The following is a 26559-nucleotide window of genomic DNA, read 5'->3' on the forward strand; positions in this document are numbered from 1 at the left end:
TGGTGAGAACAAATATCATATAATAATGCTATCTATTCACTATGTTGATCGAGTGTGGTGTCTCCATGATGGCGGCGCCCGGACAGAGTGTCTCAGGTGACAGGCACATAATCAAGCAGTTTGTAAACGGTGTACTCATAGCTGTAATGGACGGGCTGGGACATGGCTATGAGGCTGCAGTAGCTTCCCGGGTCGCAATCAACACGCTGGATATTCATGCCAGCGAGCCTGTTATCTCATTAATCAGACGCTGTCATGAAGCACTAAAGGGAACGCGCGGAGTTGTAATGAGCATTGCCTCACTCAACCTGCTCGATAACACGATGGTATGGCTGGGCGTGGGAAATGTTGAAGGCATGCTGCTTCGGACGGATGCGAAGGTATCGCAGGAGAACCTGCCGCTTCGCGGCGGGGTGTTAGGCTATCATCTCCCACCGCTTAAGGTCTCCGTTACTCGCCTCATGCCTGGCGATATACTGATTTTTGTTACTGATGGCATTCGCAGCGGCTTCGAGATAGGATTGGACCTGAGCGAGCAGCCGCAGCAAATTGCAGATCATATCATGGCACAGTGCGCCAGGGGGACAGATGACGCGCTGGTGCTGGTTGTGCGCTATAAAGGAATACAGGAAGAGGGCAATGAATGACATAAAGGAACAGTACATATCCGCACTGGAGGACTATCTTGCAGGAAAGGGAGAAGCTGCCCTGGAGCAGGCGTATGAGATCGGGCGCAGGGCAATCGCCCAGGGGCTTGGCATCCTGCACATGGCATCGGTTCACCAGGATGCTCTGGCCGCGGTCCTGCCGCGCGCGCTCACACCAGAAGAGAGCGCACAGATCACAGAGAAGGCAGCCGGGTTCTTCTGTGAGAGCCTGGCGCCGTTTGAGATGACCTTTCGCGGCTTCCAGGAATCCATTACCAAACTGCTCGATCTGAACAGAGAACTGGAGCGGTCAGAGAATGAGCTGCGCAAAGCACATGATGAGCTGGAAATTCGGGTTCAGGAGCGGACAGCAGAACTTTCAAAAGCAAATGAGGCTTTGCAGGCTGAGATACAAGAGCGCAAACGAGCTGAGGAAATACTTCGAGAATCAGAAATGCGCTATCGTATGCTCTTTGAGCATTCAACTGATGGCGTTCTTATCATTGATCCAGAGACTGCAAGTGCCATCGAGTTTAACGAAATAGCTCATCGCCAGCTTGGTTATACGCGTGAGGAGTTCAAAAATCTGCGAGCTTTCGATTACGAAGCAAAAGAAACACCAGAAGAAATTAGAGCCCATATTGAGAAAGTATTGCGTGAAGGGAGGGATGACTTTGAAACCCTGCATCGTACTAAGGATGGTAAAATTAGAAATGTTTTTATAACTGTGCAGGCAATTAAGTTATCCGGTCAGGTATTTTTTCACTGCATTTATCGTGATATCACAGACCGTAAGCGAGCAGAGGAGGAGCGTGAGCGATGGACGGCGGAGCTTGCCCGCTCGAATACTGAACTTGAGCAATTCGCCTACGTAGCTTCCCATGACCTTCAGGAGCCGCTGCGCATGATATCAGGCTTTACCCAGCTCCTGGCAAGACGCTACAGGGACAGGTTAGATGAGAATGCTTATGAGTTCATTGATTATATCGTAGATGGTGCCACACGGATGCAGAGGATGATAGAGGATCTGCTGGCGTACTCGCGGGTCGGGACGCGCGGCAAGCCGTTTGAGCTGATCAGTTGTAAAGACATCTTTGATCAGGTTATAGCTAATCTCAAGGTGACTATTGGGGAAAATAATGCTCAAGTGACACATGACCCTCTGCCTGCCATAATGGCTGATTCCACTCAAATGACTCAGTTGTTCCAGAACCTGATCAGCAACGCAATAAAGTTCAGAGGGGAAGAGCCGCCGCGTGTTCATATCTCGGTAAAAAGAGCGGGAAATGAATGGGTTTTCTCTGTTCAAGATAACGGGATAGGCATAGCACCTGAATTCTTCGATCGACTTTTCCAGATATTCCAGCGTATACATACAGGGAGAGAATACCCGGGCACGGGTATTGGCCTTGCGATTTGCAAGAAGATTGTGGAACGCCATGGAGGCAGGATATGGGTTGAATCCGAGGTAGGCAGGGGTTCAACATTCTACTTCACAATACCGGTGAGAAGCACGGGTTGATTCAGGGAGAACCATAAACATTTTAATCTATTTAATATATCTTATTACTATGAGAAATAACAGCACCAGAGATATTCTTAATCGCATGGCACTGGTATGCAGTGCAATCGCAGCAGGTCCGGGTATCCTGGTGATCACAGATCACTTTCCCCTGCGGTTGCTTGTCGGTCCATCAATGCGCGCGCTCCTGCTGCGCTATTTTCTTCTGGTAATACTTGTGGTTGCCCTGATCGAGGTGATTATTTATACCCTGTTCGTGGATTTAATTATAAATGAGGTGCTGAGGGCAGCACTGTCGGTGTTGATCTCTGTGGCGATCGCCAGCATTGTTGTTTTGCAGCTCTCACGCATCATCAGCGGCGCTATAGATCGTGCAGAATCAGAGCGCAGGATGGCTGAGGAGGCGCTGCGCAGGTCATACGATGAGTTAGAGATACGTGTTCAGGAGCGGACAGCAGAGCTTACAAAAGCCAACGAAGCCCTGCAGGTTGAAATTACAGAGCGTAAGCGGATTGAGGAAGAACTGCGGCGCTCGAATGCTGAACTTGAGCAATTCGCATACATAGCCTCTCATGACCTTCAGGAGCCACTGCGCATGATATCAGGCTTTACGAAACTTCTTGAACGGCGCTACAAAGATAGGTTAGATAAAAGTGCTGGTGAGTACATTACCTATATTGTAGATGGAGCAACACGAATGCAAACAATGATAGAGGATCTGCTTATGTACTCGCGTGTTGGCACACGTGGGAGACCATTTGAGTCCACAAACTGTGAAGATGTCTTTGAGAGGGCAGTGGCCAATCTCAAGGTGGCTATTGAGGAGAACAATGCCGCAGTGACACATGATTCCCTGCCCGCTGTAATAGCTGATGACAATCAGATGGTTCAGTTGTTCCAGAACCTGATCAGCAACGCAATAAAGTTCAGGGGGGAAGAGCCGCCGCGTGTCCATGTCTCTGCAAAAAGAGGGGATGATGAATGGGTTTTCTCTGTTCAAGATAACGGGATAGGTATATCTCCTGAGTTCATGGGTCATCTTTTCCAGTTATTTCAGCGCGAGTACGCAGCAAGTGAATACCCGGGCACAGGCATAGGTCTTGCGATCTGCAAGAAGATCGTGGAGCGTCACGGCGGCAGGATATGGGCTGAATCTGTACAAGGCAGAGGTTCGACATTCTATTTCACAATACCAGTAAAAAGAGGTGAGAGAGCTGAATATGATGGAAGGATATAGAACTTCTGAGATTCTGCTGGTTGAGGATAATCCAGGCTATGTGCGCCTGATGATGGAAGCACTCGATGAAAGTAAGGTACCAAATAATCTCTCAGTGGTGACGGATGGAGTAGAGGCACTGGACTTCTTGCACAGGAAAGGTAAGTATGCCAATGCGCCTCGACCTGATCTTATCCTGCTTGATCTGAAACTGCCCAGGAAAAGTGGCCAGGAGGTACTGGAGGAGATTAAAAATGATCCTGATTTGAAGCGTGTCCCGGTTGTCGTCCTGACCGTCTCAAGTGCAGAGAAGGATATCCTGAAGAGCTACAATCTCCATGCCAACTGCTATATTATCAAGCCGATCGACCTGGACCAGTTCATAGCAATAGTAAAGCAGGTCATAGAATTCTGGTTTACTATTGTGAGCCTTCCGCCCAGATAATTTTTTGCCAGGTCTAAACCAAAACAATAACTCTTTATATTCTTTATATCTATTACAGGCGTGAGGTATTGCATTGAATATTATCGGTGGCCCTGCTTCACAATTGCTTGCAGGAAGAGTCTCGGAGATACTAGAATATAATCTGCCGATCAGTGAATACAGGAGATTCCCTGATGGAGAGTTATACACACGTGTACTGGATGATTTTGATGTTACTCATGATATCACGATAATCCAGAGTACGGTGAGCGATTCAGATTTTATCTCACTGCTTCAGTTAATCGATGCATGTAGCGAAGCAGCCAGGATCAATGTGGTCATTCCGTATATGGGTTATGCGCGCCAGGATAAAAGATTCAAGAGGGGTGAGCCGATAAGCGCCCGTGCAATGGCAAGGGCAATTAAGGCTGACCGTGTTTTTACTATCAACATCCACTCGCAGAGTATCCTTGATTATTTTGACGCAGAGGCAGTTAACCTTGATGCAACCCCAATGATCGGCGAATATATAAAAAATCTTAAATTTAAAAATCCTCTTATTATAGCCCCTGATGATGGAGCCATCCCTCTGGCCAGAAGTGCGGCTTCAAATTTAGGTATTGATTATGATTTCCTTGAAAAAACCCGCATCAGCGGGGAGGCTGTATCCATAAAACCCAAGAGTATCGAAGTGAGGGGACGGGATGTAATTATTATCGATGATATCATCTCAACAGGAGGAACGATGGCAGAGACAATATCCCTGCTGCGGAGCCAGGGTGCCCGTGAGGTGTTTGCAGCCTGTGTGCATCCTGTTCTCTCAAACAGTGCAATCCTGAAATTATTTAAGGCAGGAGTGAGGGGGATTATTGCAACAGATACTTTAGATAAAGGTGTAAGCGTTGTAAGCGTTGCTCCTGTAATAGCATCTGTAATTAAAAATATTTAAGCTATCACCCAGATTTTGCAGAGAAAATTTCAACCATCCAAAATGATATATAAGTATCAGTAGGTGAAGTAATAATTTATCCTATGTCCGATACCAGCTATCATCTTATCAAACATTTCGTAAAGCCTGAGCCAGGTGAATATGTTCCAATCGAGTTTATCGAGATAACGAAGAAGACCGTAGCATGGTCGCCCCGATTAAAGCAGAGCGTCTATGTTACCGATGACATGCAGGATGCTGATAAACTTAAGCGTGTACGTGAGATCAACGTGCTTAAGGCTATTAACCAGTTATCGGGAAACATAACAACAATCGAGCTGAACGATGAAGAAAAAGAGCAGTTTGAGGATGTGTATAAGGCATACATGGAGAGAGGCGGACAGATACTCTTCAGCCGCAGGAGAGCTGGCAAGAGGACTGTATCTTTCTTCGAGCTGATGGAGGGTAAAGACAGAAAAAAAGAAGTTGCTGTAAATAGCATGCTGCTGTCAGATAAGCTTGAGAGGGAATGACCGAAGATTATACGTGGTCAATCAGTCCGTCCTGACCATTCGCATACTTTCGGCCACAGGTTCAGGTGTGCATCCCTGCTCGCAGAAAGACCGGTATGAGAGGAAGGGAAGACGATTTCTTCATAGCTCTTCCCGGAATAGACATCTTTTAGCGCTTTGCCTGATGATAGAGGAACAAGATGGTCATATTCAGCCAGTATGTTAAGTATTGGACTGCGAATTTTTCTCAGGTCAATGATCTGAGAGTCGATCCTCATCTTATTATTGATGAGCAAATTGCGCTGGTAGCAATCCTCAATAAATTGAGTATAAGTAGAGCCTGGTACCATCGGCGTATCAATGAGCCATCTATTCGTTCTTAAAGCATCCCGCCATGATTCATAAGTTCGAAACTCTCTATTGAATTGCGGGCTCCTGGAGAAAAATGGAAGAGAGTACATAAACAAACTGCGGCCAAAAAGGACAGCTAACTCGCCGGGAAAATTGCCGAAAAGAGGCACAATGCCGCGGGCATTAAGTATCTTTGGCCACAGTATCCTTGGATCATACCACATGGAAAAATCCACAGGAGTTGCCATCAGAATAAGCCGCTCCACTTTATCCGGATATAAAGAGGTGTACATAAGGGAAATTATGCCGCCTGTGCAGTATCCCAGGGCCAAGACTGCTTCTATCCCTCTCTCCTTACATATAATATCCACTGCTCTGTCCAGATATTGTACATAATCTGAAAAGGAGACATCTCTCTGTTCCACTGTTGGATAGCCCCAATCAAGCATATACACTGAAAAGCCACATTCAATGAACTCTCTTATAACGCTGACATCATCATTGAGATCAAGGATATAAGGTCTGTTTATTATATGTGGAATAACGAGTAAAGTTCTACCTTTATCTTTTTCCTTTGCATACCGAAGAAGCTTAAAATTTAACCGCCTGTCCTCATCTACTACCTCATGAGGTGTTTTTCCCACTTCAATAGCAGGGAAAATACCCTCCAATGCGTTGAAAAATTCATTTTTCATTATCTGGACATGATCCATGTTAATAACCATCATTTCTCCCCCCTTTTATCAGGTGACATTTCACCCAATACCTCAATATACGTTTCCAGCATAAAAGAAGTTTTGTGAAGGATGGAAGAAATGAGCCACAGAGTTGAAAGTCTTGAGCACGGATGACACGGGCGCGCCGAGCTAAGCTCATACTCGCCAGCAGGTGAAAATTCCGAAGATCTTGGAAGCCGACGTTATCTGTGTAACGGAAGGCAGCAATCACACCACCGATATTAAGCATCTCCAGTCTTGGAATATAGCAGAGAGCTATGCGACACGGCAAGGTGCTGTGAGTCCAACGGGGTCTAAGACCGTAGCATGGTATCAAACGGAGTTTATGGGAACTCGGGAGACCCAGTATGCTCTCCCAAAAGGAGTAATCAATATCAAGCCTATGAACGGTAAGATATTGCAGATGGCATTCTGGGAGTCGGATCAGTTCGTAGTACTGTTGAAGCAGGGTAACTCCTGTATTCAGATTCCAGACCATGAGACGCTGCAGCATTTTGAAAAAATAAGACTGGGCAATGAAGGAATGGACGCAATAATGGAACTCTTCTGCATAAAAGTTGACTTAACAATGGAGGAAATATGGTTTGATGGTGGTTATAACAGCAATAAAAACATTGCATTATACCATCTGAGAAATATTAGTGAGGACATCAATAGTTACATGAAAAACAACCTTGGTCTCCAGACTCGTATGAACGTAAAAGGCATCAAGAGCTTATTTGACATAGGAGGGTGAAAGAAAGTTGCCAACGGTTATAGAAGGGTATTGGTAAGTACCCTATGACCTTCACCAGCCCCAGCATCTCTATATATACTCAAATCTACTAAATATAACTTTAAAGGCGGATCTATACACAGCACATCTGAAGTATCCAAGACATCAACAGTAAGCCCATACATAAGAGGTACAGAAACAGAAACTCTTCTTTTTTTCTGATATATTGAGCGAGGCGCCAATAATCTATAGCGATAAAGTAAGGCTTGTTTTTGTTGATGGCTAAAATACGGATATAAGATACCCGGTTGAAGCTAAGTACTCGTTTCACTGGCAACTTAAAGATAGAATACTAAGAATAGATACAGCACCTCATCACCGCAATCTTTCAACGTATCCAAGACATATGCATATTGGAAAAGAAGAGCATGTAGCAGAGGATACGGTGACGAAAATCGATAGTACTATAGAGGAAAATATGAAATGCGTACCTCAGTTCGTGCGCGGGAAACTGGATAAATAGCCATAGCGTCAAGTTAGTCTTGTAATTTTTTAAAATACCACCTTATTTTTTTATGAAAAAGGCTTAGGCTCCGCCCCAATATAGCCTCCTCCTCTAAGGCAAAAGGTTGTGTAGTGTATATACACTACACACATGAATGAACGTATACTTTATCTGGAAAATCAGCAAGGTGACAAAATAGATATACCGAAGTATAACATGACTTTTAGATAAATATTTTTTCAATGTATTAAATTGGACAATCTTAACTGATAACAAAATCAACTGGAGTTCGTAACAGTTCGTATTAGTTCGTTGTTTTTATTAATATATTTTTATTATTTTTAAATTAAATTTGGTATCCGTTCAATGTCCACTGTATTTCTTTCTCTACTAAAGTTAACTAAAACTCCAAGTTTAATCCCTGTCGCTTTCAGATAATTCAAAACTTGTGCTTTGTGTATGCTTGTTATTTCGTACACAGCCTTTATCTCAACGATTATTTTATCTACAATATATAAATCTGCATAGTAGTCGCCGACGACATTTTTTTTATAAGTAACTTGAATCGGGAATTGTTGCTTGACTATGAAACCTCTATCTTCAAGTTCAATTTTTAGAGCGTTTTCGTATACCTTTTCTAAGAATCCAAGACCAAGTTCAATTTTTATGGCTATACAGGCTGATTTTATGTCATAAAACTCTTGTTTATATATTAATTCCATCATATCCCTCTGTGCAAGATAAACAACGAACTAAAACGAACTGAACGAACTCTTTTATCAGAAATTTCCAGTTCAGGCCAGTATTATTTCGTTTTCAATTGAAATCGAATGCTACAGACTTATATCTAATACAATATTAATTCTAAATCTTATTTAGTAATGCCAAGCAGAGTGAAAGTGTTTGATATTTGTTAAAATATCATAAAAGTTTTGGAGAAGACTGGTCCATCCTGCGAATTGATACCTGCTCTTCAATCCATTTTAGGGGTAGAAGCAAGTGTGGAAGGCATTTATTGATGATTATTTATAAAATCCAAGCTAATCTTGACGCTATGGATAAATAGTCTGCTGAGAAAAGTAAATTATAAATATAATCACAATAAGATAAAGTTAAAAAATGAAACAAAAAATTAAAAAATGTGAGGAAAGAGTATCACCAATTGCTACTATTTTGATGATTGTAATTACCTTCATAATGGCAGTAATAATTCCAATTTTTACATTCTCAGTGGGGACGCCATCTTATTTCTACATTGAGACCGAAAAACTCTCCAATGAAGATTTTTTATTAGTAAAGACAATTTCTATAGAGAAATTGCCTCTAACAGATGTGACTCTAAAAGTTTTTGAACATGGGGGAGGAAGATTTCTTAGTGGTCCATATACGACTAATGAGTACGGAAATGTTATTATTCAAATTCCAAAAGGATACAAAGAATATTATGATATAGTTGGAGAATACAACGGTCTAACAATGACCTATACTATAGATAATAGGGCACTGTTAGTAAGATCAGAGAATAATTTGGGAAACCTTGGAATTGGGTTGGTAATCTCATTTGTGGGAATTGCTGCTGCAGTTATAGGCTGGTTTTTGAAAGGTTGGATAGATAAAAAAAGGTCAAGTATAACTGATGCACCATAACTCATCTCTAGGTTGGTATCATATAATAATTATATTATTCTATTTATTAAATATATAATTAAGCTACTTATTATTATCCAGCAGTTTTCCACTATGCTTATTAATATTCTATAATCTAAAAGCCTCTCATGCCTATATCTAACATCAATTTCCGCTACTTCAAACACAACATGCAGAGCATCGCAGCCCTGATGCCCCTTCTTCCCGAATCTAACCTTGTACGGCGGCCCTGCGATGGTATAATGATCTACAGCTTTGCAACAACCCAGGCTGCATCTATCTTCCGCGAGGTGGAGCAATCAAAAACGAATTCAATATTCATAGCAGGCGGGCCTCATCCATCTGCGCGCCCCGATGAGACACTTGAGTTTTTCGATTACGTGGTCACAGGGGAAGGTGAGGAGACACTGCCTGAACTGATAGACGTGCTGCAAAAAGGAGGGGAGCCATCATCGATCAGAGGTATCGCTTTTAAAAAGGAAGGCAGCATCATCTTCACAGGAAAAAGAGATAATATTGATCTGGACAGGTATCCGCCTTTTGACCCCCGTATGATGCACAGCAGCATAGAGATAAGCCGCGGCTGTCCATTCAATTGCTCATACTGCCAGACCCCGCAACTCTTCGGCCATCGGATGAGGCACCGCAGCATTGATGTGATCGCAAGGCATGCAGAATTTTTAAGGGATATAAGGTTCACATCCCCCAATGCGTTTGCATACGGCTCTGATGGGATTCATCCGCGAATTGAAAAGATCGAGGCGCTACTTTCGGCTTTGCCCGGAAGGAGCATATTTTTTGGCACATTTCCCTCTGAAGTGAGGCCCGAGTTCATAAATGAAAGGCTCCTTGAGCTTGTATCAGATCACTGCGCCAATAGAACGCTCAGCATGGGCGGTCAGTCTGGAAGCCAGAGGATACTTGATAGTATAAACAGGAACCATACAGTTGAGGACATTATCATCGGAGCTGAGAGGTGCCTGCAGCATGGATTTATACCTGTAGTGGATTTCATCTTCGGCCTGCCCTATGAGACAGAAGAGGACCAGCTTGATACTCTCAGGCTTATTAAATGGCTGACCGGAAAAGGAGCAAAGGTACATTCCCACTATTTCATGCCCCTGCCCGGGACAGCGCTTGAGAACACCCTGCCGTCTCCATTATCCAGAGAGGTGGATAGAATGATGGGTGAGCTTGCGCTTCATGGGAAAGCGACAGGTGTATGGTCTAAAGCTTAATATCCTCGTTCTCAACAAGAAGCCTGAACTCATCAAGACTTAAGCGTCCGCTCTTCTGGAATTTTTCCTTTGCCTGCTCTCTTTTCCCCTCGTTTTTCCTCTCATCCCTGTCTAATTGTATATCCTTCATCTGCTCAAGATATATCCCAAGCTCATCCCTGAGTTTTGGATTCTCAGCCTTAAGAGAGTTTATCTTCTTCCTAAGCGGAGCTATGCATTTATATTTTTCAGATAACTGGGAGTGATAAGAATCTGCCTCTTTTCGGATTATATCGATCTCATTATAAAGTGCGATCATCTCTTCATGGTATTTCTGGGATTCCGGTGCCAGGATCTGGATCTGCGCATGTATGGAATCCACATCTGTATAGATATCTTTTGCTTTATTATACTCTTCCGATATCTCAGTATGGATTTCATTGGCTTTTTTCGTGGCATCAAATCTTGAGCCCAGTTCGATTAAGCGGTTATAGATATTAATCTCATGCTCAAGAGGGATATCAGCAGTCAGGAGCATATTGAGCTCATCACTGTATGCTCTCTCAAGTGTCTCAACCCTGCCTCTTGCAGTCTTATTCAGATCATCGCGTGTCTTTTTAAGATCCCCGATCTTTTCACTGAATTCCTTCCCCCTGCCCTTTAGCTCTTCCCGCACGGATTTTAATTCTGAGATCCTTGCATTTGCTTCATCACGCTTCTTTCGCAGCTCTGAAGCTTTAAGAGACATCTCTCTAACCTGCGCATTCAGGTCATCGCGCTTGGCCTTTAATTCCTGACCTCCTTCATTATGAAGTGAGATCTCCCTGTAAATGGTTCTCAGTTCTCTATCATTTTTATCCAATCGTTGCCTGAGAATGTTGATCTTTTCTTTTAATTCCCGCTCTGAAAGTTTGGGTATCTCTTGCGCCGCCACATCTTGTGCTCTTACATCATCAACCTGCTCTTGCTGGGCATTGACTGTGCCCGGGATATTCTCCATCTGCATATTATCAGATTCAGTCAACCTTGATCCCTCCCTTTTGTTTCATCCAGTAAGCAAGAGCACTGTTATGGCTCTCGATCCTGTGTTTTAACCATCGAATGCGCCCTTCACTTTCGTTGATCTGTTTTTCATGATCTCTTGCAGAGATTGCATGCTCCTTTGGTCTACCCTGAAGTGAAAGTAGCTCTCTATGAGAAGAATTAGCTTCATCTAATATATCTGTAATTCCTCTGCATGTTACGGTTATTCCAGCTTTCCCTGCCGCAGATTCAAAATCGCAGAGGTATTTTTTAATCTCAGCTATCATTTTCTCTTCATCTTCAATGTTTTTTGAGGTTTGGAGTTTTTTCTCTAATTCCTCTATTCTTCCAGTTGTACGTATTGTATCATGGATACTGGCTGCCTTATTAGCGCGCATCCTGTCAATTACCTGAGCAAATAACTCTTCTCTCTGTTTTTTGGCCTGGTGGAAAAGCAGGTGGTATTTTTCATTAAGAACAGCGATTCTTGATTCGGCTGTCTCTATCTCTCTCTTGATTGTATCGAGCTGCTGCTTAGCAGCATTTGATCTGCTCTCAAGCTCAAAGAACTCAAAATTAAACGTTTCAAGAAACCGGTTATGTTTATCGATAACCAGTTCAATTAATCTTTCGCTGTCCATTATCTCAGTCATATTCGTACCATCTGGGCATGAGGTATACCCTGTATAAATATAATGTTCTCAGTATCTATGCATCCGCAATCAACTGCACAGGCAATAGCTTTTTCGCCCGCAATATTTGCGATTGTGGCACACAGGAGTGCTTCTTTAACCTCATCTTCGCAGGCTTCGCTACCTCTATAGAAGCCCTCGTCCAGTTTAAGGACAAGCTCACCTTCCTTGAATTTTTTTCCAATAATATCCTTATCACAGATGGCTACAATAAATTGACCCTCTGTTTCATATTTTCTCATATACATATTTAAACGACCTTAAACCGCTCATTTGTTACTTCAAGTACCTCTCCAACGGTCTTTAATTTTTGTATCATATCTTCAACGGTATCTTTTTTAATACCTGATTCTTCTGCCTTTGATATAATATCTCCCAGGGGAACTGCGCTCTTATATTCTCCCTCAAGTTTCCTAATTATCTCTTTTAATACTTTAATCCTATCCCTCTGGCTTTTGCCCATTCCGACATTAATAATGTCGGCATCAAGCCTGCCGGTCTCAGGATCTGTCATGACCTGTTTCAGGCTTGCCATCACAATCCTGATAACGCGATCTGTGTCTTCTTTTGTTATGATATTGCTCAACCTGACACGTGCGCTTGCTTCTGCAAGGCGGATAAGGGCTTCCAGTTGACGGGCGGTCACAGGAACTGGAGAATTGGGATCTTCACCCTGCTTTCGCAGGCCGAGGTAAAAGTCGATCAACTGCTTCCTGGCATCATCCTGGATAATAGGAAAGATATTCCTCTTTGTATATGCTATATATTTCCTGAGCATGCCTGACTGGATAACGGGCTGTATCACCTCCATGGCGCTTGTTATCTCATCCAGTGTTATGCCAGAATTAATGATATTATCCCTCCTGATCGAGAGCTGGCCTGCATAATGTGCTTTGAGTATGTGCTCCGCGATTGCGGTATCCCGGCTGACTGAGGGCTCATCTGTCAGGATGAAGATCAGATCAAAGCGCGACATAAGGGCAGGAGGCATATTGATCTGCTTTGCAATAGGTTCATACCGATCAAACCTCCCGAACTTTGGATTTGCAGCCCCGAGCAGTGCACAGCGCGATTTCAATGTAGCCATAATGCCTGCCTTGGCTATACTTATAGTTTGTTGCTCCATGGCCTCGTGCATCGAACTTCTATCATCTGATTCCATCTTATCAAGTTCATCCACGCATGCCAGACCCATATCTGCAAGTACAAGCGCACCAGCCTCAAGCGTCCACCTTCCCTCTCCAAACTCATCCTTGACAGCAGTCGCGGTAAGGCCGGCTGATGTTGAGCTTTTCCCGCTTGTGTATATTCCGCGCGGCGCAAGTCTTACTCCATAGCGTAAGAGTTGAGATTTCGCCACACCCGGATCACCTACAAGAAGGATATGTATATCGCCGCGGATTCGGGTGCCGTCGGGCAGGGATTTTGGCATACCTGAGAAAAGCTGCAAAGCCATGGCCTCCTTGACTTCATCATAGCCGTAGATCGAAGGCGCTATTGAGTGGATTACCTTGCTGTAAACCTGCGGGTCCTTCCCGAGGTCAAGGATCTCCTCAATCTCTTCTTTTGATATCTCGATATCCTCAAACTCTTTATCCTCTATCTCAATTGATACCCCATCAAGCACGAGATCAAAGAAGGTACTCTTTCCCTGCTGTGTGCTTCTCTGATACGAGCGCAGTATCCCGGTGACCACCACACGGTCACCCGGAGCTACGATCCCGGCAAGGTCATCATCAACATCCACATCAAGCGTCTGGGGTTGCTCGCCTCCCCGCAGATCATCAGGCGATTCCTGCACCCTCAGCTTCTGCGCATCCACGAACTCAGATTCCTCATGAACAAGCTTAAAAGGACCTTTTCTGCCGCACATCTCATCTTCGCACTCATACGGCTCAATGAATTTGCCTTCGCTCTGATGCACTACTGTTACATGCTCGCACCTCTGGCACCTGAAGGCTGCATTGATGATCTTGGGTCTCACCTCGGTCGCCTTCCTGATAAGACCTGATACAGCTATGAATTTGTTGATGTGAACACTTCTAAGCTCTCTTATCTGTACGCGCTCTGGCAGCTTGATGATCCTTACATGGGTATTGGTAAATTCAACATCCGCAGGTAGGTCGATTCTCACTAAGGTTTCGTTTGCATGTGCCAATGCAGAATCCGGGTGCTCAAGCAGCTCGTTTGCAAGCTCCATATCATATCGTGCAATATCAGAGAACTCAACGAACATGCTGCGCTTTTCAGGGTAATGGTTGGCAAGGTCAAGTATACTCTCCCAGTAATAGCGCTTGAAGAAATCTTCCCAGACCTGATGCGATGATTGTGCCATTTGTGACTACTTAAGACAGAGGGGTACATCAAGGTTTCGAACTACAGACAGTACTTGTGCAGGTATCCAGGAGGATAAATATTTGGTGCTGTAACTCTCTTTTAAAAGCAGGTGTAAAATTGGGGTCCAGTGTCGCATCCGAAATTGAGGTTGTTTTAGCAAAAGAAGAGCATGTGCAAGTCGCAGCTTTACTCTATTTTGAAGCATTCAGAGAATTCTATAGATCTAAAGATGAGGCTGTTGCAGCAGTATCAGAGAAACAAAAAAATAGGACGCTGTGGGTGGCTCTACTCGGTGGTAGAGTTGTTGGAACCTTTGGCTATATCCGTGGATGGTCGCATAATGTAAATTATCTTAATGGAATCGTGGTTTTGCCCGAATACCGTGAGCTTGGAATTGGAAGCAAGATGCTGCAAAAATTCATTGAGATCTGCAAGAAAGAACAGATGAGCCAGGATTATGCAATCACCTCGACACGTATTAACAACAAAGCCTCTATTTCAATCAGCAAGAGAATGGGGTTTGAGGAATGTGGGGTAATTAAGGGGCTGCACTTTGGGATTGATGAGGTTTTCTTCAGGATAAAGGTGAGATAATTGCGGTGCAGATAGTCTTTTAAAGAATAGAGAGCTAACTACGACTGCTGATATGTCTAACAATGAGACCCATGTTGTGACAGGTGCCTTTGGGTACTCTGGAAAATATATCGCCAGGCGCTTACTTGATGCTGGATATCAGGTACGCACCATAACAAATTCTCCTGCCCGTGTTAATCCGTTTGGTGACAGGGTAAAAGCCTGCCCGTACAATTTCGATGATCCCGAAAAACTCATTGAGTCATTGCATGGAGCTTCGGTTCTTTATAATACCTACTGGGTCAGGTTTAATCATTCGGATTTCACACATTCATTTGCTGTCGATAATACTCTCAGGTTGTTTGATGCTGCAAAGAGGGCAGGGATCAAACGAATAGTTCATATCAGCATAACAAACCCTTCAGAAGATTCCCATCTTGAGTATTTCAGCGGCAAGGCACAATTAGAACGTGCACTGATCGAATCTGGATTAACATACACAATACTCAGGCCAACTGTTTTATTTGGAAAAGAGGATATCCTGATAAACAATATAGCATGGTTTTTACGAAGGTTCCCGGTGTTTGGAGTATTCGGGGATGGAAATTACCGTTTACAGCCAATATATGTTGATGACCTGGCCAGGCTGGCAGTCGAGCAGGGACAGAGAACCGAGAATTGCATCATCGATGCAACCGGTCCGGAGACATTCACGTATCGCGGCCTGGTTGAGGAAATAGGCAATATCATAGGTAAAAGCAGGCCGATTGTTTCTGTCTCACCTGCTGCATGTTACTTTGTCGGGGCACTCATCGGTAAGATAGTTGGGGACGTAACGATCACCCGGGATGAGATCGAGGGTCTGATGGCTGATCTGCTCTGCACAGATTCACCACCTGCAGGTGAGACAAAGCTGACCGAATGGATCAGGGAGAATTCCACCGGTCTTGGTATGCGGTACACCAGTGAACTGGCACGCAGGAAGAATAGAACCGAACCATATGACAGGCTGTAATGAAAAATTTGAACTTAGGTTTTTATAGTTAGAGGTATTTTTCTATGTCTAAGGTATCATCTATAACTACAGGAGGTAGGCTATGCCAGATAGAAAATACGTAATAGAGTCCAGAAGGTATGTTGGCGAAGATGGAAAAATGACGTTTGATAAATGGGTCACAAATGCAAACGTCATAGAAATAAAACATAATGAGCAGTACCTGGTGTTTTATCCGCTTGAGGGAGAATATGCAGGGAAGAAACACTATATACCGTTCGCGAATATACACGTCGTCAGGGAATTATAGTTCAACTAAACAATGGGCGTGCCTTCTATCATGGTCAATTCCCTGAAGGCAGCCATTAACTTTTTAGTGACCTGACCAGGTATTCCATCTCCGATTAAGCGTCCATCGATCCTCGTAACAGGTGCTATTTCAGCAGCCGTACCGGTTACAAAAACCTCATCTGCAGTATAAATATCGAACAGACCTATATTGGTCTCGAATACTCTTATCCCTTCTTTGATAGCCAGCTCTATTGCTGCAGCCCTTGTTACTCCTCGCAGGTTGTTAAGCGTGGGTGGGGTTATGATCCTGCCATTCTTTACAACAAAGATATTATCCCCTGAGCCCTCTGAGATATTGCCGCATGTATCGATCATTATTGCCTCATCCCCGCCTTTTACATTGGCTTCGATCTTAGCAAGGATGTTATTCAGATAATTCAATGATTTGATATTAGGTGGCATGGCCTCAGGTGCATTCCTCCTGATACCAACAGTAACAGCAGTAAGACCTCTCTCATACAGGTCACCATACATGGCGCCCCATTCCTGCGTGATGATGAATACATTGGGCCTGGGACATTTCCTTGGATCAAGACCAAGATCACCATCCCCTCGTGAAACAATGGGGCGTATATAGGCATCTTCTAGATTATTCCTCTTCAAGGTATCTATAATGGCCTTTTTCATCTCTTCTTTTGAGAGAGGAATCTTTAAGTCTATCGCCTTTGCTGAATCGTACAACCTGTCAAGATGTTCATCGAGCCTGAATACCCTGCCGTTGTATGCCCTGATGCCCTCAAAAACACCATCACCGTATAAGAAACCGTGATCGTATATAGAGGTTCTTGCCTCGTGTTTTGGCACGAATTCTCCATTGAAATAAATTAATAATTCCATGCATATCCCGGTCACATAAGGAAAACGTTAGATATATGTGTTTTGATGGAGGCTTTAGCTGTATTGTACAACAACTAGCTCTGGACATTCTCAGGTCTAAAAACAGTTTCTGGATTATAATAACTTTTCTTTTATCGAATTTATTAAAACGTAAGATTTATATTCAATGGAAGCATTTAAAAATAGGGTGAAATATAATGAAAAGCCTATCAGTTAATGTACTCGATAAAGCCGATGAAGAATTCGCCGATACCCTGATCGAACTAGGACTAAAGAGAAACGTAGCAAAAGTACTAACATATCTAAAGAACGTCAAAGAAGTAACTTCCAGAGACCTTGAAATGGGTTCTGATCTTAGGCAACCTGAGGTCAGTATAGCCATGCGTGAGTTAGAGGAGCTTGGCTGGATTGCAGAGAGAGAGGAGAAAAAACCAGGAAAGGGCCGCCCGTATAAGATATACCAGCTCAAGACAAGTATTGATGAGATCATCGAATATCTGGAGAACCAGAAGAGAAAGGAATCACAGGCAATGATGGCAAGCATCAAGCGCCTGAAAGAATTGAGTAGATAATCTTCCAGGGAGTGGGGAACTGATATATCATAAGCGATGCAGAGTCGCTTCCATGATATCCTTCCCTGCTATAAATGGCATATCATAGCGAAGGGAATACTCCTTTGCATCCTCTTTAGAGAGAGCTTTTCCTGTTCTCTCATCAAGCATCTCACATACTACCATTGAGGGGCATATCCCGGCCATTAATGCTAACTGTATCGATAGCTCAGTCTGTCCGCGCCGCTCATCCAGGAGACCTGCTGCTGCGCGGAGCAGTGCAACATGGCCTGGTGATCTGAATTCCCTTCCAAAATCGATCTTTTCCCCATTTAATACCCTGTACACAGTCTCACCCATCTTATTAATAGTAAGAGCCCTGTCATTATCGGTTATACCTGTAAAAGTGCCTCTGTGGTTCACCCACAGTGAGAAGGATGAGCGTGAATCATAGGGAATATCGCCTTTCTTTTCCACAAGTGTACGCAATTGCCTGTGGCCGTTTAAAGAGATGCTGCTTAGGATATCGGACATGAAGGGCAGCCCTAATTTCTCCGCTGCTTTTCCGTGAATTGCAACGCATATAAGTCCGCCTGCATCACGCCTCATGCGGGCAATATCTGCCGGGGTTACGCTCAGCGCCGGTATTACCAGATCGGTTTCACCTTCTCTGTCCTCATCATCAAATAAAAGTATCATATTACCCTTGCGTATTGATTCAATTGCTTTCTCAAGACTCATTTTATAACCTCCACCTTAACAATGCTGCCGTCACTGATGTTTAAATATTCTCTCAGGTTTACAGGTGCTATTATCTCAATTATATCCTCTGGATAATGCGTGCGCTCAGGAACGACTACAGCCCCCCTTATATCCTTAACCATGACCCTGAAGCAAGAACCCCTGCCAAAGGTTCTGCTCTGGTCTGTAAAACCCGATATCTTGATATTCGCGCTTATCCCTTTGCGGATTCCAATACTGGAGGTATCGAGTCTTATGTTCAATGTACCGGGGTACGGGTCAAATCCGAGCTTTTCAATGAACTGCGTCCTGTACCCTTCAAGAGAGATATAGTACTGCCCCTCACCCAATCCTGTAATTACCTTCCCGCTTAAGAATTTCTTACTCCCGTTCCCTGAGAATATCTCCTGGTAATCGTTTAATTCTTTTTGCAGTACCCCAAGACCATTCTCTGTTATTGTGATTAGCTGTCCGCTGTGCAGGATCTGCCTTGCGATAAGCCTCTCATCCTCAAGATATTTAAGCTTTCGCGCTGCTGTCTGAGGGCTTGAATCTATATGTAATGCGAATTCAATCGATGATAATTCAACAGGTTTTCTATGTGCCCCGAGCATTGCAAGTTTTTTAAGAGATAGTATGTCCATAATCGCCTCATTTTTGAGATGCTATCCAATTATGAGATTTAGAAGAGATAAAACTTTTCATCGGGCTGCAGGATAGGAGCCGAGTATTTTGATCCCTATCTTGCTCCTTATTCTACCAAGTGTATCCCTTATGATCCCCTCTTCTATATGCCCTTTTAAGTCAATATGGAACAGGTAATCTCCGAGGATTTTTTTTGTTGGACGCGATTCAATCTTGGTTAAATCTATGCCCGCATCTGCGAATTCCCCGAGAATCTCATAGAGCGCGCCAGGCCTGTTTTTTTCAAGGTATACGATGATCGAGGTTTTATCATTACCTGTAGCAGGCGGTATATTCTTCCCTATAACAATGAACCGTGTGTAATTCTCGTTCATATCCTGTATGTCCTCGGCCAGTATATCCAATCCGTATCTATGTGCTGATTCCCTGGATGCGATAGCGGCAATATCCTTTGATTCGCAGGCCAGTTTTGCAGCCTGAGATGTACTCAATGTTGAGCGCACTTCTATATTCTTAAAGTTCTTTTTAATAAACTTCCTGCACTGGGCTAATGCTGAGGGATGGGATGCAATTACTTTTATATCCCCGGATCTGCCCTTTGAGAGAAGACAGTGCCTGATCTGGACTATTATCTCGCCCACGATCTGCAATTCTTGCTCCATGAGTAAGTCTAATGTGATCGTAATCGAGCCATCCTGTGAATTTTCGATAGGTACAATACTGTAATCCACCTCCCCTCCTGTGAGCGCATCTACTGTTTCCATGATATCGCTGTAATACCGCAGCTCTGCTTTATCATTCCATTGTTTTGCTGCTTTTTCTGTGAATGAACCTTCAGGCCCTAATGTTCCGATTATCATCCTGCCTATATATTGATGAGCAAAAGAAATAGTTTGTTACATTTTTGCATCAAAAACTTAAATAGCCACAAAACCCTATTTTAAAGCAGGGATTTTAGAATCAGGGAGAAAAGAACTGAACTCATGCGGGAGATTAAAAATATTGGATTGAGGGGGATTTCGGTGGCTGACACTAAAATAAGCGCCGTAGATGGTGAGAGAGGTAAACTGCTCTACAGGGGATACAACATAGAGGAGCTGGCTGAGCACTCAACTTTTGAGGAAGTAGCCTATCTGCTGCTCTATGAGACCCTTCCTGCAGAGGAAGAGTTAGGTATATTCACTGATCTGTTAACCTCAGAAAGACAGCTTCCGGCAGAGATTATAAGACATCTAAAAAACAGGAAAAAAACAGCCTATCCCATGGACGTACTTCAATCTGTAATACCGATGCTTGCTGATTTTGATGAGGAAGCAAGAATTGAGACAAGAGAAGCAAATATGGGAAAATCAATCCGGCTTATTGCCAGAGTGGCAACACTGGTTGCTTATTGGGAAAGGATCCGAAAGAACCTTGATATAAAAAAGCCAGATAAAAGGCTTGGGATAGCAGCGAATTTTCTGTATATGCTGACCGGAGAGACCCCTGATATGCAGATAGCCAGGTATTTTGATATCTGTCTGATTCTTCATGCTGATCATTCATTCAACACCTCTACCTTTACAGCCAGGGAAGTAGCCTCAACCCGTGCACATATGTATGCATGTGTGAGCGCTGCACTGGGTGCGCTCTCTGGTGAACTCCATGGCGGCGCTAATACCGAGGTAATGAAAATGCTTCTTGAGATTGATAATGTTGATAAGGTTGAGGAATGGGTAAATACAAGATTGGATGCCGGAGAGAGGATTATGGGCATGGGTCATGCTGTCTACAGGATTATGGACCCGCGCGCTAAAATACTGCGTGATATCTCAGAGAAGCTGGCGCAAAGAACCGGAGATACAAGATGGTTTGATCTATCTAAAAAGGTAGAAGATGTAGTCCGAAGTGAATTAATAAAACGCAAAGGAAAGGACATGTATCCCAATATAGATTTATACAGCGCACCGGTCTTTTACATGATGGGGATTGACCCTGACCTTTTTACCCCGGTATTTGCTGCCTCAAGAGTCTCAGGATGGTGTGCGCATATTATAGAAGAGAAATTTGCCCAGGCACAGCCAGAGCCTGCCCTGTACAGGCCAGAAGCTGATTATATTGGAAGGTACTGTGGGCCACAGGAATGCAGGTATGTGCCTGTTGAGAAGCGGTAGTCACAGGGACTATACAGATGTTATTTCCTATTTCTTTTGAACCAATCTTCTTAATAGAAAGGCAGCTAATATCCCGAGAAGGGGAAACGTGCCGTAACTCAATTTTTTATCATTCTCTACTCTTAGAACCGCACCTTCCCGTGTAAACGCAAGTGATGCAGGAATTCCCCACTTATCATTTCGTTCCATGGATTCGATATATATTACATGTTTTCCAGGTGACATGTTTGAGATTTCGATCTCAGCAAAGACCTCCTCAGTCTGGGAATCAAATATCCCATCAACAGGACTCATCAAAATTTTCTCTTCTGGAGTATCAATGTAATATCTCGCACCTCTGATCTTCATCTTGTATCCTGCCACTGCAAGAGCCTTTACTATAGTCCTGTTCCCCTGCTTAAGCAATGATATATCTTTAACAGCAGGCAGCATGTTAAATCCGATTATATCATGGGATCTGGGTACATGGCAGGCCTCACATTTCTCATTTTTATGCTCTTCATCACCTATATACACGGCGTTATAATTATCCCGTGTTGCGGCATGGCAGCTTCTGCAATCCCTCGGGGTCTTATAGCCAACTGGATGTGTTTTGGTACCTTCTTCTCCACCATGACACGCACGACAGGCGTTATTTCCTCCGCCGTTCAGGGTTTTATGTCTGCCAAGCGAATCTATCCTTTTTTCTACAAAGCCTTCAGTTCCATGGCATGAGAGGCAATCCCCGCCGCCGTCCCTTCCACCGAAGATCTGCGGGGAATGAAAGTTTTGCGGGATTCTTCCTGCAACCAGCGTGGAATTTTCCCAGAGCCAGCCTGCATTGTAGCCTTCTATTGTCTCATTTTCCATAATTTTCTTAATATCAGGAGATAGAGCAACAACCTCCTCTAAAACCACCATATTTTTTGGCTTTGTCTGGATGATTTCAGATACCTTTGCACTGAAAATGGTGATATTCTTTGACTGGTACCCGGTGTAGTTTATGCCTGGCGTGTATTCAAAGACCTCACCCCTTCCTACAAAATCCTCATAAGAGAGATTCCCGGCCTGAAGCTGCAGGAAAGCCTCATCGCTTTCTGTGTTCACTGCCTTTAATAAAAGGCTGAAATTTTCTGAGATGTTCCATCTCTCGCCCTCAAAAATGGCTTTACGCTTTCCTGATTCTATATTTATATACATATCATTTTCGGTAATGTTTGCTAATATAAGGAGGGCAGTAGTTTCATTGTACTCTTTTTTATTTGTAAAATTAGCCAGCTCCCTTGTATAGAAAATATCATCTTTGTCTCTATCAACTCTTTCGATTACCCTGAGTCTTATTTCTGGTCTTGCGTAGACATGGCACAAATAACATGAGATTGTATTGTTCTCAGCATGAACCCTTTTCAATCTGAAGCCTTCAAACTGGATAAAGCTTGTATTTTCTGATTTAAAAATTTCTGTGACATTAAGCACAATCGCAGGTAACTTTACGCTTGAGTTGTCTATGGTAAAATACTCTTCATATGTGTAATTCCCAATGTTTATAAGACTTCTATCCACGGGTACATTATCTTTGAGAATTTCGATGATCGCATTCCCTCTTACAACGGAGATCTCCAGCAGTTTTAGCCTGAATCTAAATCCTAAATCAATAAAATCTCCGGCTTTGACACTGAACTTATTCCTCTCCCTGTCAAGTTCAACCAGAGATGTTCTATTCTTGTATATTAAAGTAGCATTTCCCCATTTTTCTGAATTTTCTTTATTCAGGTGGCAGTATATGCAGTTTATGCTATCAGGCAGTTCACGCAAAGCATAGTGGGATGCGGTAGATCTCATGTTTTTGCCCTGAGTCTTCACACTATTAGCATGGCACTCCTCGCAGATGCTCCCTGTAGTGACATTAAGATTTACAGCGTTACCAGGGTTATCATTCAGGCTGGCATTCTTAAAATGGGAATATACCATGGGAGCACGGTATTTCTGGTTTAAGGAATGGCATTCATCATTACTGCACTTCCTGGGCGATTTATATTCAGGCGGGTGTCCATCTGGCTCTGCTCCATTACCATGGCAGGCCCAGCATGCGCTGTTGCCGCCTCTATTTAAGCGGTAGTGTACGCTGTTATTAAATGCCGCAATATCTATTCTCTTATCCAGAGGCCCGCCTGTGGCTTTGATATCATGACATGAGGCACAGTCTGCTCCTCCTCCACCTGCGGCAACATTGTGAACAAATAAAGCGGTTGTAAGCTGTGAGGAATTACCGTGACATTGTAGGCATGTTTTATCAGACCATTCACCGAGGGAGTGATTAAAAAAGGATGTACCGTCATTTGCTGCTGCAGGCGTAATGCCAGTCTTATTCTGGATCTCAGGTGGGACGGGGTAAAAGGAAAAAGCATTATAGAAGTAGTTTCCCGATGCGCCATTGCTGTAATGGCAGTTGGCGCACCAGTAGCTTGTACTGGTTATACCCTGATTTGGCATATTTCCAGATCGAATGTTCTCTACTTTTCCTAATGCCTCTGGATCGTGAAGAGTATTTCCGTGGCAGTAATCGCAGCTTGATTGCTGGCTGGCATTGCTCCAGTACGCTGGCTGTGAGCCGTTCCACAGGGCTCCAGAATAGGGATTTGTGCTGTGGTTAACAGGTGTGGGTATGATCGGGGCCTGGGCGAACTTAATAAGTCCACTTCCCTGGTGGCAGGAGGTGCAGTTTGCAGCAGAAAACGGTAATCTAAAGCTAAAATTAGAGACATGACAGCTTCCGCACTTTGTGGCATTTATGCCCTGATAGCTTCCGTTCGGTAATATATACTTGATACTATGAACATCTGATGGTACCTCTGAATGGCATCTTATGCACTCAACCTTTCCAGCATGTTTATTCTTTTGTATCCTGTCATTTAAATGACAGTTGTTGCAGAACCCGGAATCTGCTAAAGGTCTGGTTATATTTGTTCCGTGTAGCTTATCCTGTCCATGACAGTTTGTACAGTTTGGGCTGCCAGCAGGATGCAGCGGATAGATGGAGGTGATATCAGATGTATGATTGCCTACCAGTATGTTGTTCGGGTTCTGCATCACGTCCTTATAAACAGTCGAGGAGTTCTGGTGGCAGTATGCACAGTATCCTTCTCCAGGAGATATGCCAAAACCCGCATTCATGCCGTAATGGGCTGCGCTGGCACTGGCGCTATACTTAAAAAGAGACGAGGTCTTGCTGTGGCAGTCATAGCATTGAACATTCACAGAGATATTGGCATTTTTCAGATGATTGTTAACTCTAAGAGCGCTCCCTTGCTGATGGCAGTCCTCACATGTATAGGTTGATACAGGGCCATGCGGTATACTTGAGGTGTTCACATTATAGTGGCATCCTGTGCAGTCGCTGCTGGAGAGACCGGCATCTGCTGTATTGATATTTATATGAGATCCAAAAAAAGAGGCGTTAATTGCAGGATAAACAGGAGAGGGGATCGGCATATCAGATACGTGGCAATCCATGCATTCCTGCGCATCACCTATATACACAAAAGAAAAGGCTACCAGCAATAAAAACAGAGTTTTTTTCATCATATCAAACAATGAATAATGGATTTATTTAAATAAATAGATTTTGAAATCATGATAATTAGTATACTGATAAAATTATCGAGCCCATTCAATAATTCCAATTTTTCAAATATATCAAAAAGCTTTCCGTGCCTCAGCATCTGGTATGAGAAAGTTCAACTATATCGCATCTCAGACTCGGATGTGGTTCAGCTAATATAAACAACGAACTGGTACGAACTTGATACGAACTCGAGCTGATGAGTTCGTTTAAGTTCGTTTTGAGTTCGTTGTTAATCGTCTAATTATTGGATGGGTTCCTCAGTATTAGAAAAGCTATATAATTAAACACAGGAATTAGTGCTCTTAATAACCGGCTGCATTACGTTAAGAGAGGATTATGCACTATGAAGAAGTTATAGCCCTTAGAAAAGCCTTTAATTCAGTAAAGGAAAGGCAGAGCCTGAATCCGCCCTCGGACTTTGAAGAAAGAAAAAAGAGGCTTAAATCCTCAAGGGAACTCTGTGTGGGAAATGAAATACTTCTGAGCAAAGCTATTGATAATCTGAGGAGAAACGGCATCAAGGTATATCCTGTCAGAGAGAAGCAGGAAGCAGTTGATGTTATTCTCGATGAAGCAGGGCATGAGAAACATATTGTAAAATCCAAATCAAACGTCACAAAAGAAATAGAATTAACCAGAGCCCTTGAGAGAAAGGGATTGACAGTCATTGAGACCGATATTGGAGATCGGATCTTACAGATACTGAATGCAAGACCATCCCACCCCACAGGGCCTGTGACCCATCTCTCGGCAAGAGAGATTGCTAAGAAACTATCCACGTACTACAATAAACCCATAAAAGAGAGCCCTGAGGAGATCGTACAGATAGTACGGGAGGATGTGATCTCCAATCTCAATGATGCGAGAGTGGGAATCACAGGGGCGAATGCCATAACCGTAGAGGAAGGCTCGATTATGATGACCCATAATGAGGGAAACATCTATGAGGTGATGCGGAAGGAAAAACATATAGTTGTGACCTCAATAGACAAGATCTATCCTGATATTGAAGCAGCTATGAACATGATAAAAATCCTGAGCTTCAGTGCCACAGGCTCAATAGTACCATCATTTGTTGAAGTAATAAGCGGCGTGAGCAAGACCGCTGATGTTGAGAAGAAATTTATTAAAGGGATTCACAACCCTTCTGAAATAGTCTTAGTATTGCTTGATAACAGGAGGACCGAGCTTGCAGGGAATGGATTTAAAGACCTCCTGCTGTGCATAGGATGCGGGAACTGCCTGCTCCACTGCCCCATGTATAATACTATTGGTAATGAGTTCGCCAGGGATAACTACCTGGGTGGAAAGGGTCTTGCCTACTATTCCCTTTATAATAATGAAAAAGATGAGAGGCTTGAGTTCTGCCTGACCTGCGGCAGGTGCAAAGAGAACTGCCCGCTGGGACTGGATATACCTGCAATAATTAAAAGAATAAGAAGTAAAGGGATCTCTTCGGATATCTATTATTTTTTAAAATCGCATATGATATGGGCGTACTACCAGATGCTTTTGAGACTTAAAACCGCAAACAAATGATGCACCGATCGGGATTTGAACCCGAGTTATGAGCTTGGAAGGCTCAAGTCATAGCCACTAGACCATCGGTGCGTGTCTTAGCCCTAATAGTGCATTCC

At 43.5% G+C, this 26559-nt stretch carries 27 protein-coding genes and 1 tRNA gene; 16 read left to right on the forward strand and 12 right to left on the reverse strand.

The window, feature by feature from the left end:
• Positions 1-41: 41 nt before the first annotated feature.
• The 6 genes from ANME2D_RS10470 to ANME2D_RS10495 all read left to right on the forward strand — a co-directional run bounded on the left by ANME2D_RS10470 (position 42) and on the right by ANME2D_RS10495 (position 5270).
• A complete protein-coding gene (locus ANME2D_RS10470; RefSeq protein WP_048091407.1) occupies positions 42-647 on the forward strand; it encodes a SpoIIE family protein phosphatase in 606 nt (201 codons plus the stop codon).
• Positions 589-2169: a sensor histidine kinase gene (locus tag ANME2D_RS10475; protein WP_081810238.1), complete on the forward strand. Its 1581-nt coding sequence runs from the start codon at positions 589-591 to the stop codon at positions 2167-2169. Before ANME2D_RS10470 ends, ANME2D_RS10475 begins: the two co-directional genes overlap by 59 nt.
• Positions 2170-2218: 49 nt before the next feature.
• A complete protein-coding gene (locus ANME2D_RS16960) occupies positions 2219-3406 on the forward strand; it encodes a sensor histidine kinase (RefSeq protein WP_198527409.1) in 1188 nt (395 codons plus the stop codon).
• Positions 3390-3830 (forward strand): response regulator, encoded by a 441-nt coding sequence (locus ANME2D_RS10485; protein WP_102044983.1) that lies wholly within the window; start codon positions 3390-3392, stop codon positions 3828-3830. The genes ANME2D_RS16960 and ANME2D_RS10485 overlap by 17 nt, the downstream gene beginning before the upstream one ends.
• Positions 3831-3903: 73 nt before the next feature.
• Positions 3904-4758, forward strand: coding sequence for a ribose-phosphate diphosphokinase (locus ANME2D_RS10490; protein WP_048091409.1), 855 nt, complete (start codon positions 3904-3906; stop codon positions 4756-4758).
• An 83-nt stretch (positions 4759-4841) separates the two neighbouring features.
• A complete protein-coding gene (locus ANME2D_RS10495; RefSeq protein ID WP_048091411.1) occupies positions 4842-5270 on the forward strand; it encodes a hypothetical protein in 429 nt (142 codons plus the stop codon).
• A gap of 17 nt (positions 5271-5287) precedes the next feature.
• Here the strand turns inward: ANME2D_RS10495 and ANME2D_RS10500 are convergent, their stop codons facing one another.
• Positions 5288-6328, reverse strand: a complete 1041-nt coding sequence (locus tag ANME2D_RS10500) for an alpha/beta fold hydrolase (RefSeq protein WP_081810239.1) — start codon at positions 6326-6328, stop codon at positions 5288-5290.
• Positions 6329-6662: 334 nt separating this feature from the next.
• Here ANME2D_RS10500 and ANME2D_RS10505 point away from each other — a divergent pair, with 334 nt between their 5' ends.
• Entirely contained in the window at positions 6663-7073 is a 411-nt protein-coding gene (locus tag ANME2D_RS10505) for a hypothetical protein (protein WP_157834066.1), read from the forward strand.
• 274 nt (positions 7074-7347) lie between these two features.
• Positions 7348-7575 (forward strand): toxin-antitoxin system TumE family protein, encoded by a 228-nt coding sequence (locus tag ANME2D_RS18705; protein ID WP_277812940.1) that lies wholly within the window; start codon positions 7348-7350, stop codon positions 7573-7575.
• A 323-nt stretch (positions 7576-7898) separates the two neighbouring features.
• On the opposite strand, the gene ANME2D_RS10510 is transcribed toward ANME2D_RS18705, so the two are convergent.
• Positions 7899-8282, reverse strand: coding sequence for a GxxExxY protein (locus ANME2D_RS10510; RefSeq protein WP_048091419.1), 384 nt, complete (start codon positions 8280-8282; stop codon positions 7899-7901).
• A gap of 394 nt (positions 8283-8676) precedes the next feature.
• Between ANME2D_RS10510 and ANME2D_RS10515 the strand changes: the two genes are divergently transcribed.
• Positions 8677-9204: a hypothetical protein gene (locus tag ANME2D_RS10515; RefSeq protein ID WP_048091421.1), complete on the forward strand. Its 528-nt coding sequence runs from the start codon at positions 8677-8679 to the stop codon at positions 9202-9204.
• Positions 9205-9332: 128 nt separating this feature from the next.
• The gene (locus ANME2D_RS10520) at positions 9333-10442 is read left to right on the forward strand and encodes a TIGR04013 family B12-binding domain/radical SAM domain-containing protein (protein WP_048091424.1); all 1110 of its coding nucleotides are present in this window, start codon (positions 9333-9335) and stop codon (positions 10440-10442) included.
• Here the strand turns inward: ANME2D_RS10520 and ANME2D_RS10525 are convergent.
• From ANME2D_RS10525 to ANME2D_RS10540, 4 genes are read right to left on the reverse strand one after another with little or no spacing between them, the layout of a single operon-like run.
• Positions 10432-11445, reverse strand: a complete 1014-nt coding sequence (locus tag ANME2D_RS10525) for a coiled-coil protein (protein ID WP_052368833.1) — start codon at positions 11443-11445, stop codon at positions 10432-10434. The two genes, ANME2D_RS10520 and ANME2D_RS10525, sit on opposite strands and share 11 nt — an antisense overlap.
• Positions 11438-12097 (reverse strand): hypothetical protein, encoded by a 660-nt coding sequence (locus tag ANME2D_RS10530; protein WP_048091427.1) that lies wholly within the window; start codon positions 12095-12097, stop codon positions 11438-11440. Before ANME2D_RS10530 ends, ANME2D_RS10525 begins: the two co-directional genes overlap by 8 nt.
• Positions 12094-12378, reverse strand: coding sequence for a DUF424 domain-containing protein (locus ANME2D_RS10535; RefSeq protein WP_052368883.1), 285 nt, complete (start codon positions 12376-12378; stop codon positions 12094-12096). Before ANME2D_RS10535 ends, ANME2D_RS10530 begins: the two co-directional genes overlap by 4 nt.
• An 8-nt stretch (positions 12379-12386) precedes the next feature.
• The gene (locus tag ANME2D_RS10540; protein ID WP_048091436.1) at positions 12387-14471 is read right to left on the reverse strand and encodes a minichromosome maintenance protein MCM; all 2085 of its coding nucleotides are present in this window, start codon (positions 14469-14471) and stop codon (positions 12387-12389) included.
• A gap of 119 nt (positions 14472-14590) precedes the next feature.
• Between ANME2D_RS10540 and ANME2D_RS10545 the strand changes: the two genes are divergently transcribed.
• From ANME2D_RS10545 to ANME2D_RS10555, 3 genes are all read left to right on the forward strand, one after another.
• On the forward strand, positions 14591-15067 hold the full coding sequence (locus ANME2D_RS10545; protein ID WP_048091438.1) for a GNAT family N-acetyltransferase: 477 nt from the start codon (positions 14591-14593) through the stop codon (positions 15065-15067).
• Between the two features lie 52 nt (positions 15068-15119).
• Positions 15120-16061 (forward strand): SDR family oxidoreductase, encoded by a 942-nt coding sequence (locus tag ANME2D_RS10550; RefSeq protein WP_048091440.1) that lies wholly within the window; start codon positions 15120-15122, stop codon positions 16059-16061.
• 82 nt (positions 16062-16143) lie between these two features.
• Positions 16144-16350, forward strand: a complete 207-nt coding sequence (locus tag ANME2D_RS10555) for a hypothetical protein (protein WP_048091442.1) — start codon at positions 16144-16146, stop codon at positions 16348-16350.
• Between the two features lie 5 nt (positions 16351-16355).
• Here ANME2D_RS10555 and ilvE read toward each other — a convergent pair whose 3' ends face one another.
• On the reverse strand, positions 16356-17228 hold the full coding sequence (gene ilvE, locus ANME2D_RS10560) for a branched-chain-amino-acid transaminase (protein WP_048091444.1): 873 nt from the start codon (positions 17226-17228) through the stop codon (positions 16356-16358).
• A 197-nt stretch (positions 17229-17425) separates the two neighbouring features.
• Here ilvE and ANME2D_RS10565 point away from each other — a divergent pair, with 197 nt between their 5' ends.
• Positions 17426-17800 carry a MarR family transcriptional regulator gene (locus ANME2D_RS10565; protein ID WP_048091446.1) on the forward strand — a complete coding sequence of 125 codons (375 nt, stop codon included), beginning with the start codon at positions 17426-17428 and terminating at the stop codon, positions 17798-17800.
• Positions 17801-17827: 27 nt separating this feature from the next.
• On the opposite strand, the gene ribB is transcribed toward ANME2D_RS10565, so the two are convergent.
• Genes ribB through pheA form a run of 3 tightly spaced genes read right to left on the reverse strand, consistent with a single transcriptional unit; the run spans position 17828 to position 20025 of the window.
• On the reverse strand, positions 17828-18520 hold the full coding sequence (ribB, locus tag ANME2D_RS10570) for a 3,4-dihydroxy-2-butanone-4-phosphate synthase (protein WP_048091448.1): 693 nt from the start codon (positions 18518-18520) through the stop codon (positions 17828-17830).
• Positions 18517-19164: a winged helix-turn-helix domain-containing protein/riboflavin kinase gene (locus ANME2D_RS10575; protein WP_048091450.1), complete on the reverse strand. Its 648-nt coding sequence runs from the start codon at positions 19162-19164 to the stop codon at positions 18517-18519. The genes ribB and ANME2D_RS10575 overlap by 4 nt, the downstream gene beginning before the upstream one ends.
• A gap of 57 nt (positions 19165-19221) precedes the next feature.
• On the reverse strand, positions 19222-20025 hold the full coding sequence (pheA, locus tag ANME2D_RS10580; protein ID WP_048091452.1) for a prephenate dehydratase: 804 nt from the start codon (positions 20023-20025) through the stop codon (positions 19222-19224).
• 123 nt (positions 20026-20148) lie between these two features.
• Here pheA and ANME2D_RS10585 point away from each other — a divergent pair, with 123 nt between their 5' ends.
• Entirely contained in the window at positions 20149-21318 is a 1170-nt protein-coding gene (locus ANME2D_RS10585) for a citrate/2-methylcitrate synthase (RefSeq protein WP_048091454.1), read from the forward strand.
• A gap of 27 nt (positions 21319-21345) precedes the next feature.
• On the opposite strand, the gene ANME2D_RS10590 is transcribed toward ANME2D_RS10585, so the two are convergent.
• Positions 21346-24882, reverse strand: a complete 3537-nt coding sequence (locus ANME2D_RS10590; RefSeq protein WP_157834067.1) for an S-layer protein domain-containing protein — start codon at positions 24880-24882, stop codon at positions 21346-21348.
• 376 nt (positions 24883-25258) lie between these two features.
• Here ANME2D_RS10590 and ANME2D_RS10595 point away from each other — a divergent pair, with 376 nt between their 5' ends.
• Positions 25259-26461: an LUD domain-containing protein gene (locus tag ANME2D_RS10595; protein ID WP_052368834.1), complete on the forward strand. Its 1203-nt coding sequence runs from the start codon at positions 25259-25261 to the stop codon at positions 26459-26461.
• On the opposite strand, the gene ANME2D_RS10600 is transcribed toward ANME2D_RS10595, so the two are convergent.
• Positions 26462-26533, reverse strand: a tRNA-Gly gene (locus tag ANME2D_RS10600).
• Positions 26534-26559 lie beyond the last annotated feature (26 nt).

Origin of the sequence: Candidatus Methanoperedens nitratireducens, assembly GCF_000685155.1 — an archaeon.
Lineage (GTDB): Archaea > Halobacteriota > Methanosarcinia > Methanosarcinales > Methanoperedenaceae > Methanoperedens > Methanoperedens nitratireducens.

What these genes read in the sequence shown, in the direction of transcription:
- ANME2D_RS10470 (WP_048091407.1), top strand. Translation starts at nt 42, where the DNA reads ATGTTGATCGAGTGTGGTGTCTCCATGATGGCGGCGCCCGGACAGAGT.
- ANME2D_RS10475 (WP_081810238.1), top strand. Translation starts at nt 589, where the DNA reads ATGACGCGCTGGTGCTGGTTGTGCGCTATAAAGGAATACAGGAAGAGG.
- ANME2D_RS16960 (WP_198527409.1), top strand. Translation starts at nt 2,219, where the DNA reads ATGAGAAATAACAGCACCAGAGATATTCTTAATCGCATGGCACTGGTA.
- ANME2D_RS10485 (WP_102044983.1), top strand. Translation starts at nt 3,390, where the DNA reads ATGATGGAAGGATATAGAACTTCTGAGATTCTGCTGGTTGAGGATAAT.
- ANME2D_RS10495 (WP_048091411.1), top strand. Translation starts at nt 4,842, where the DNA reads ATGTCCGATACCAGCTATCATCTTATCAAACATTTCGTAAAGCCTGAG.
- ANME2D_RS10500 (WP_081810239.1), bottom strand. Translation starts at nt 6,328, where the DNA reads ATGATGGTTATTAACATGGATCATGTCCAGATAATGAAAAATGAATTT.
- ANME2D_RS10505 (WP_157834066.1), top strand. Translation starts at nt 6,663, where the DNA reads ATGGGAACTCGGGAGACCCAGTATGCTCTCCCAAAAGGAGTAATCAAT.
- ANME2D_RS10510 (WP_048091419.1), bottom strand. Translation starts at nt 8,282, where the DNA reads ATGATGGAATTAATATATAAACAAGAGTTTTATGACATAAAATCAGCC.
- ANME2D_RS10515 (WP_048091421.1), top strand. Translation starts at nt 8,677, where the DNA reads ATGAAACAAAAAATTAAAAAATGTGAGGAAAGAGTATCACCAATTGCT.
- ANME2D_RS10520 (WP_048091424.1), top strand. Translation starts at nt 9,333, where the DNA reads ATGCCTATATCTAACATCAATTTCCGCTACTTCAAACACAACATGCAG.
- ANME2D_RS10530 (WP_048091427.1), bottom strand. Translation starts at nt 12,097, where the DNA reads ATGACTGAGATAATGGACAGCGAAAGATTAATTGAACTGGTTATCGAT.
- ANME2D_RS10535 (WP_052368883.1), bottom strand. Translation starts at nt 12,378, where the DNA reads ATGAGAAAATATGAAACAGAGGGTCAATTTATTGTAGCCATCTGTGAT.
- ANME2D_RS10540 (WP_048091436.1), bottom strand. Translation starts at nt 14,471, where the DNA reads ATGGCACAATCATCGCATCAGGTCTGGGAAGATTTCTTCAAGCGCTAT.
- ANME2D_RS10550 (WP_048091440.1), top strand. Translation starts at nt 15,120, where the DNA reads ATGTCTAACAATGAGACCCATGTTGTGACAGGTGCCTTTGGGTACTCT.
- ANME2D_RS10555 (WP_048091442.1), top strand. Translation starts at nt 16,144, where the DNA reads ATGCCAGATAGAAAATACGTAATAGAGTCCAGAAGGTATGTTGGCGAA.
- ilvE (WP_048091444.1), bottom strand. Translation starts at nt 17,228, where the DNA reads ATGGAATTATTAATTTATTTCAATGGAGAATTCGTGCCAAAACACGAG.
- ANME2D_RS10565 (WP_048091446.1), top strand. Translation starts at nt 17,426, where the DNA reads ATGAAAAGCCTATCAGTTAATGTACTCGATAAAGCCGATGAAGAATTC.
- ribB (WP_048091448.1), bottom strand. Translation starts at nt 18,520, where the DNA reads ATGAGTCTTGAGAAAGCAATTGAATCAATACGCAAGGGTAATATGATA.
- ANME2D_RS10575 (WP_048091450.1), bottom strand. Translation starts at nt 19,164, where the DNA reads ATGGACATACTATCTCTTAAAAAACTTGCAATGCTCGGGGCACATAGA.
- pheA (WP_048091452.1), bottom strand. Translation starts at nt 20,025, where the DNA reads ATGATAATCGGAACATTAGGGCCTGAAGGTTCATTCACAGAAAAAGCA.
- ANME2D_RS10585 (WP_048091454.1), top strand. Translation starts at nt 20,149, where the DNA reads ATGCGGGAGATTAAAAATATTGGATTGAGGGGGATTTCGGTGGCTGAC.
- ANME2D_RS10590 (WP_157834067.1), bottom strand. Translation starts at nt 24,882, where the DNA reads ATGATGAAAAAAACTCTGTTTTTATTGCTGGTAGCCTTTTCTTTTGTG.
- ANME2D_RS10595 (WP_052368834.1), top strand. Translation starts at nt 25,259, where the DNA reads ATGCACTATGAAGAAGTTATAGCCCTTAGAAAAGCCTTTAATTCAGTA.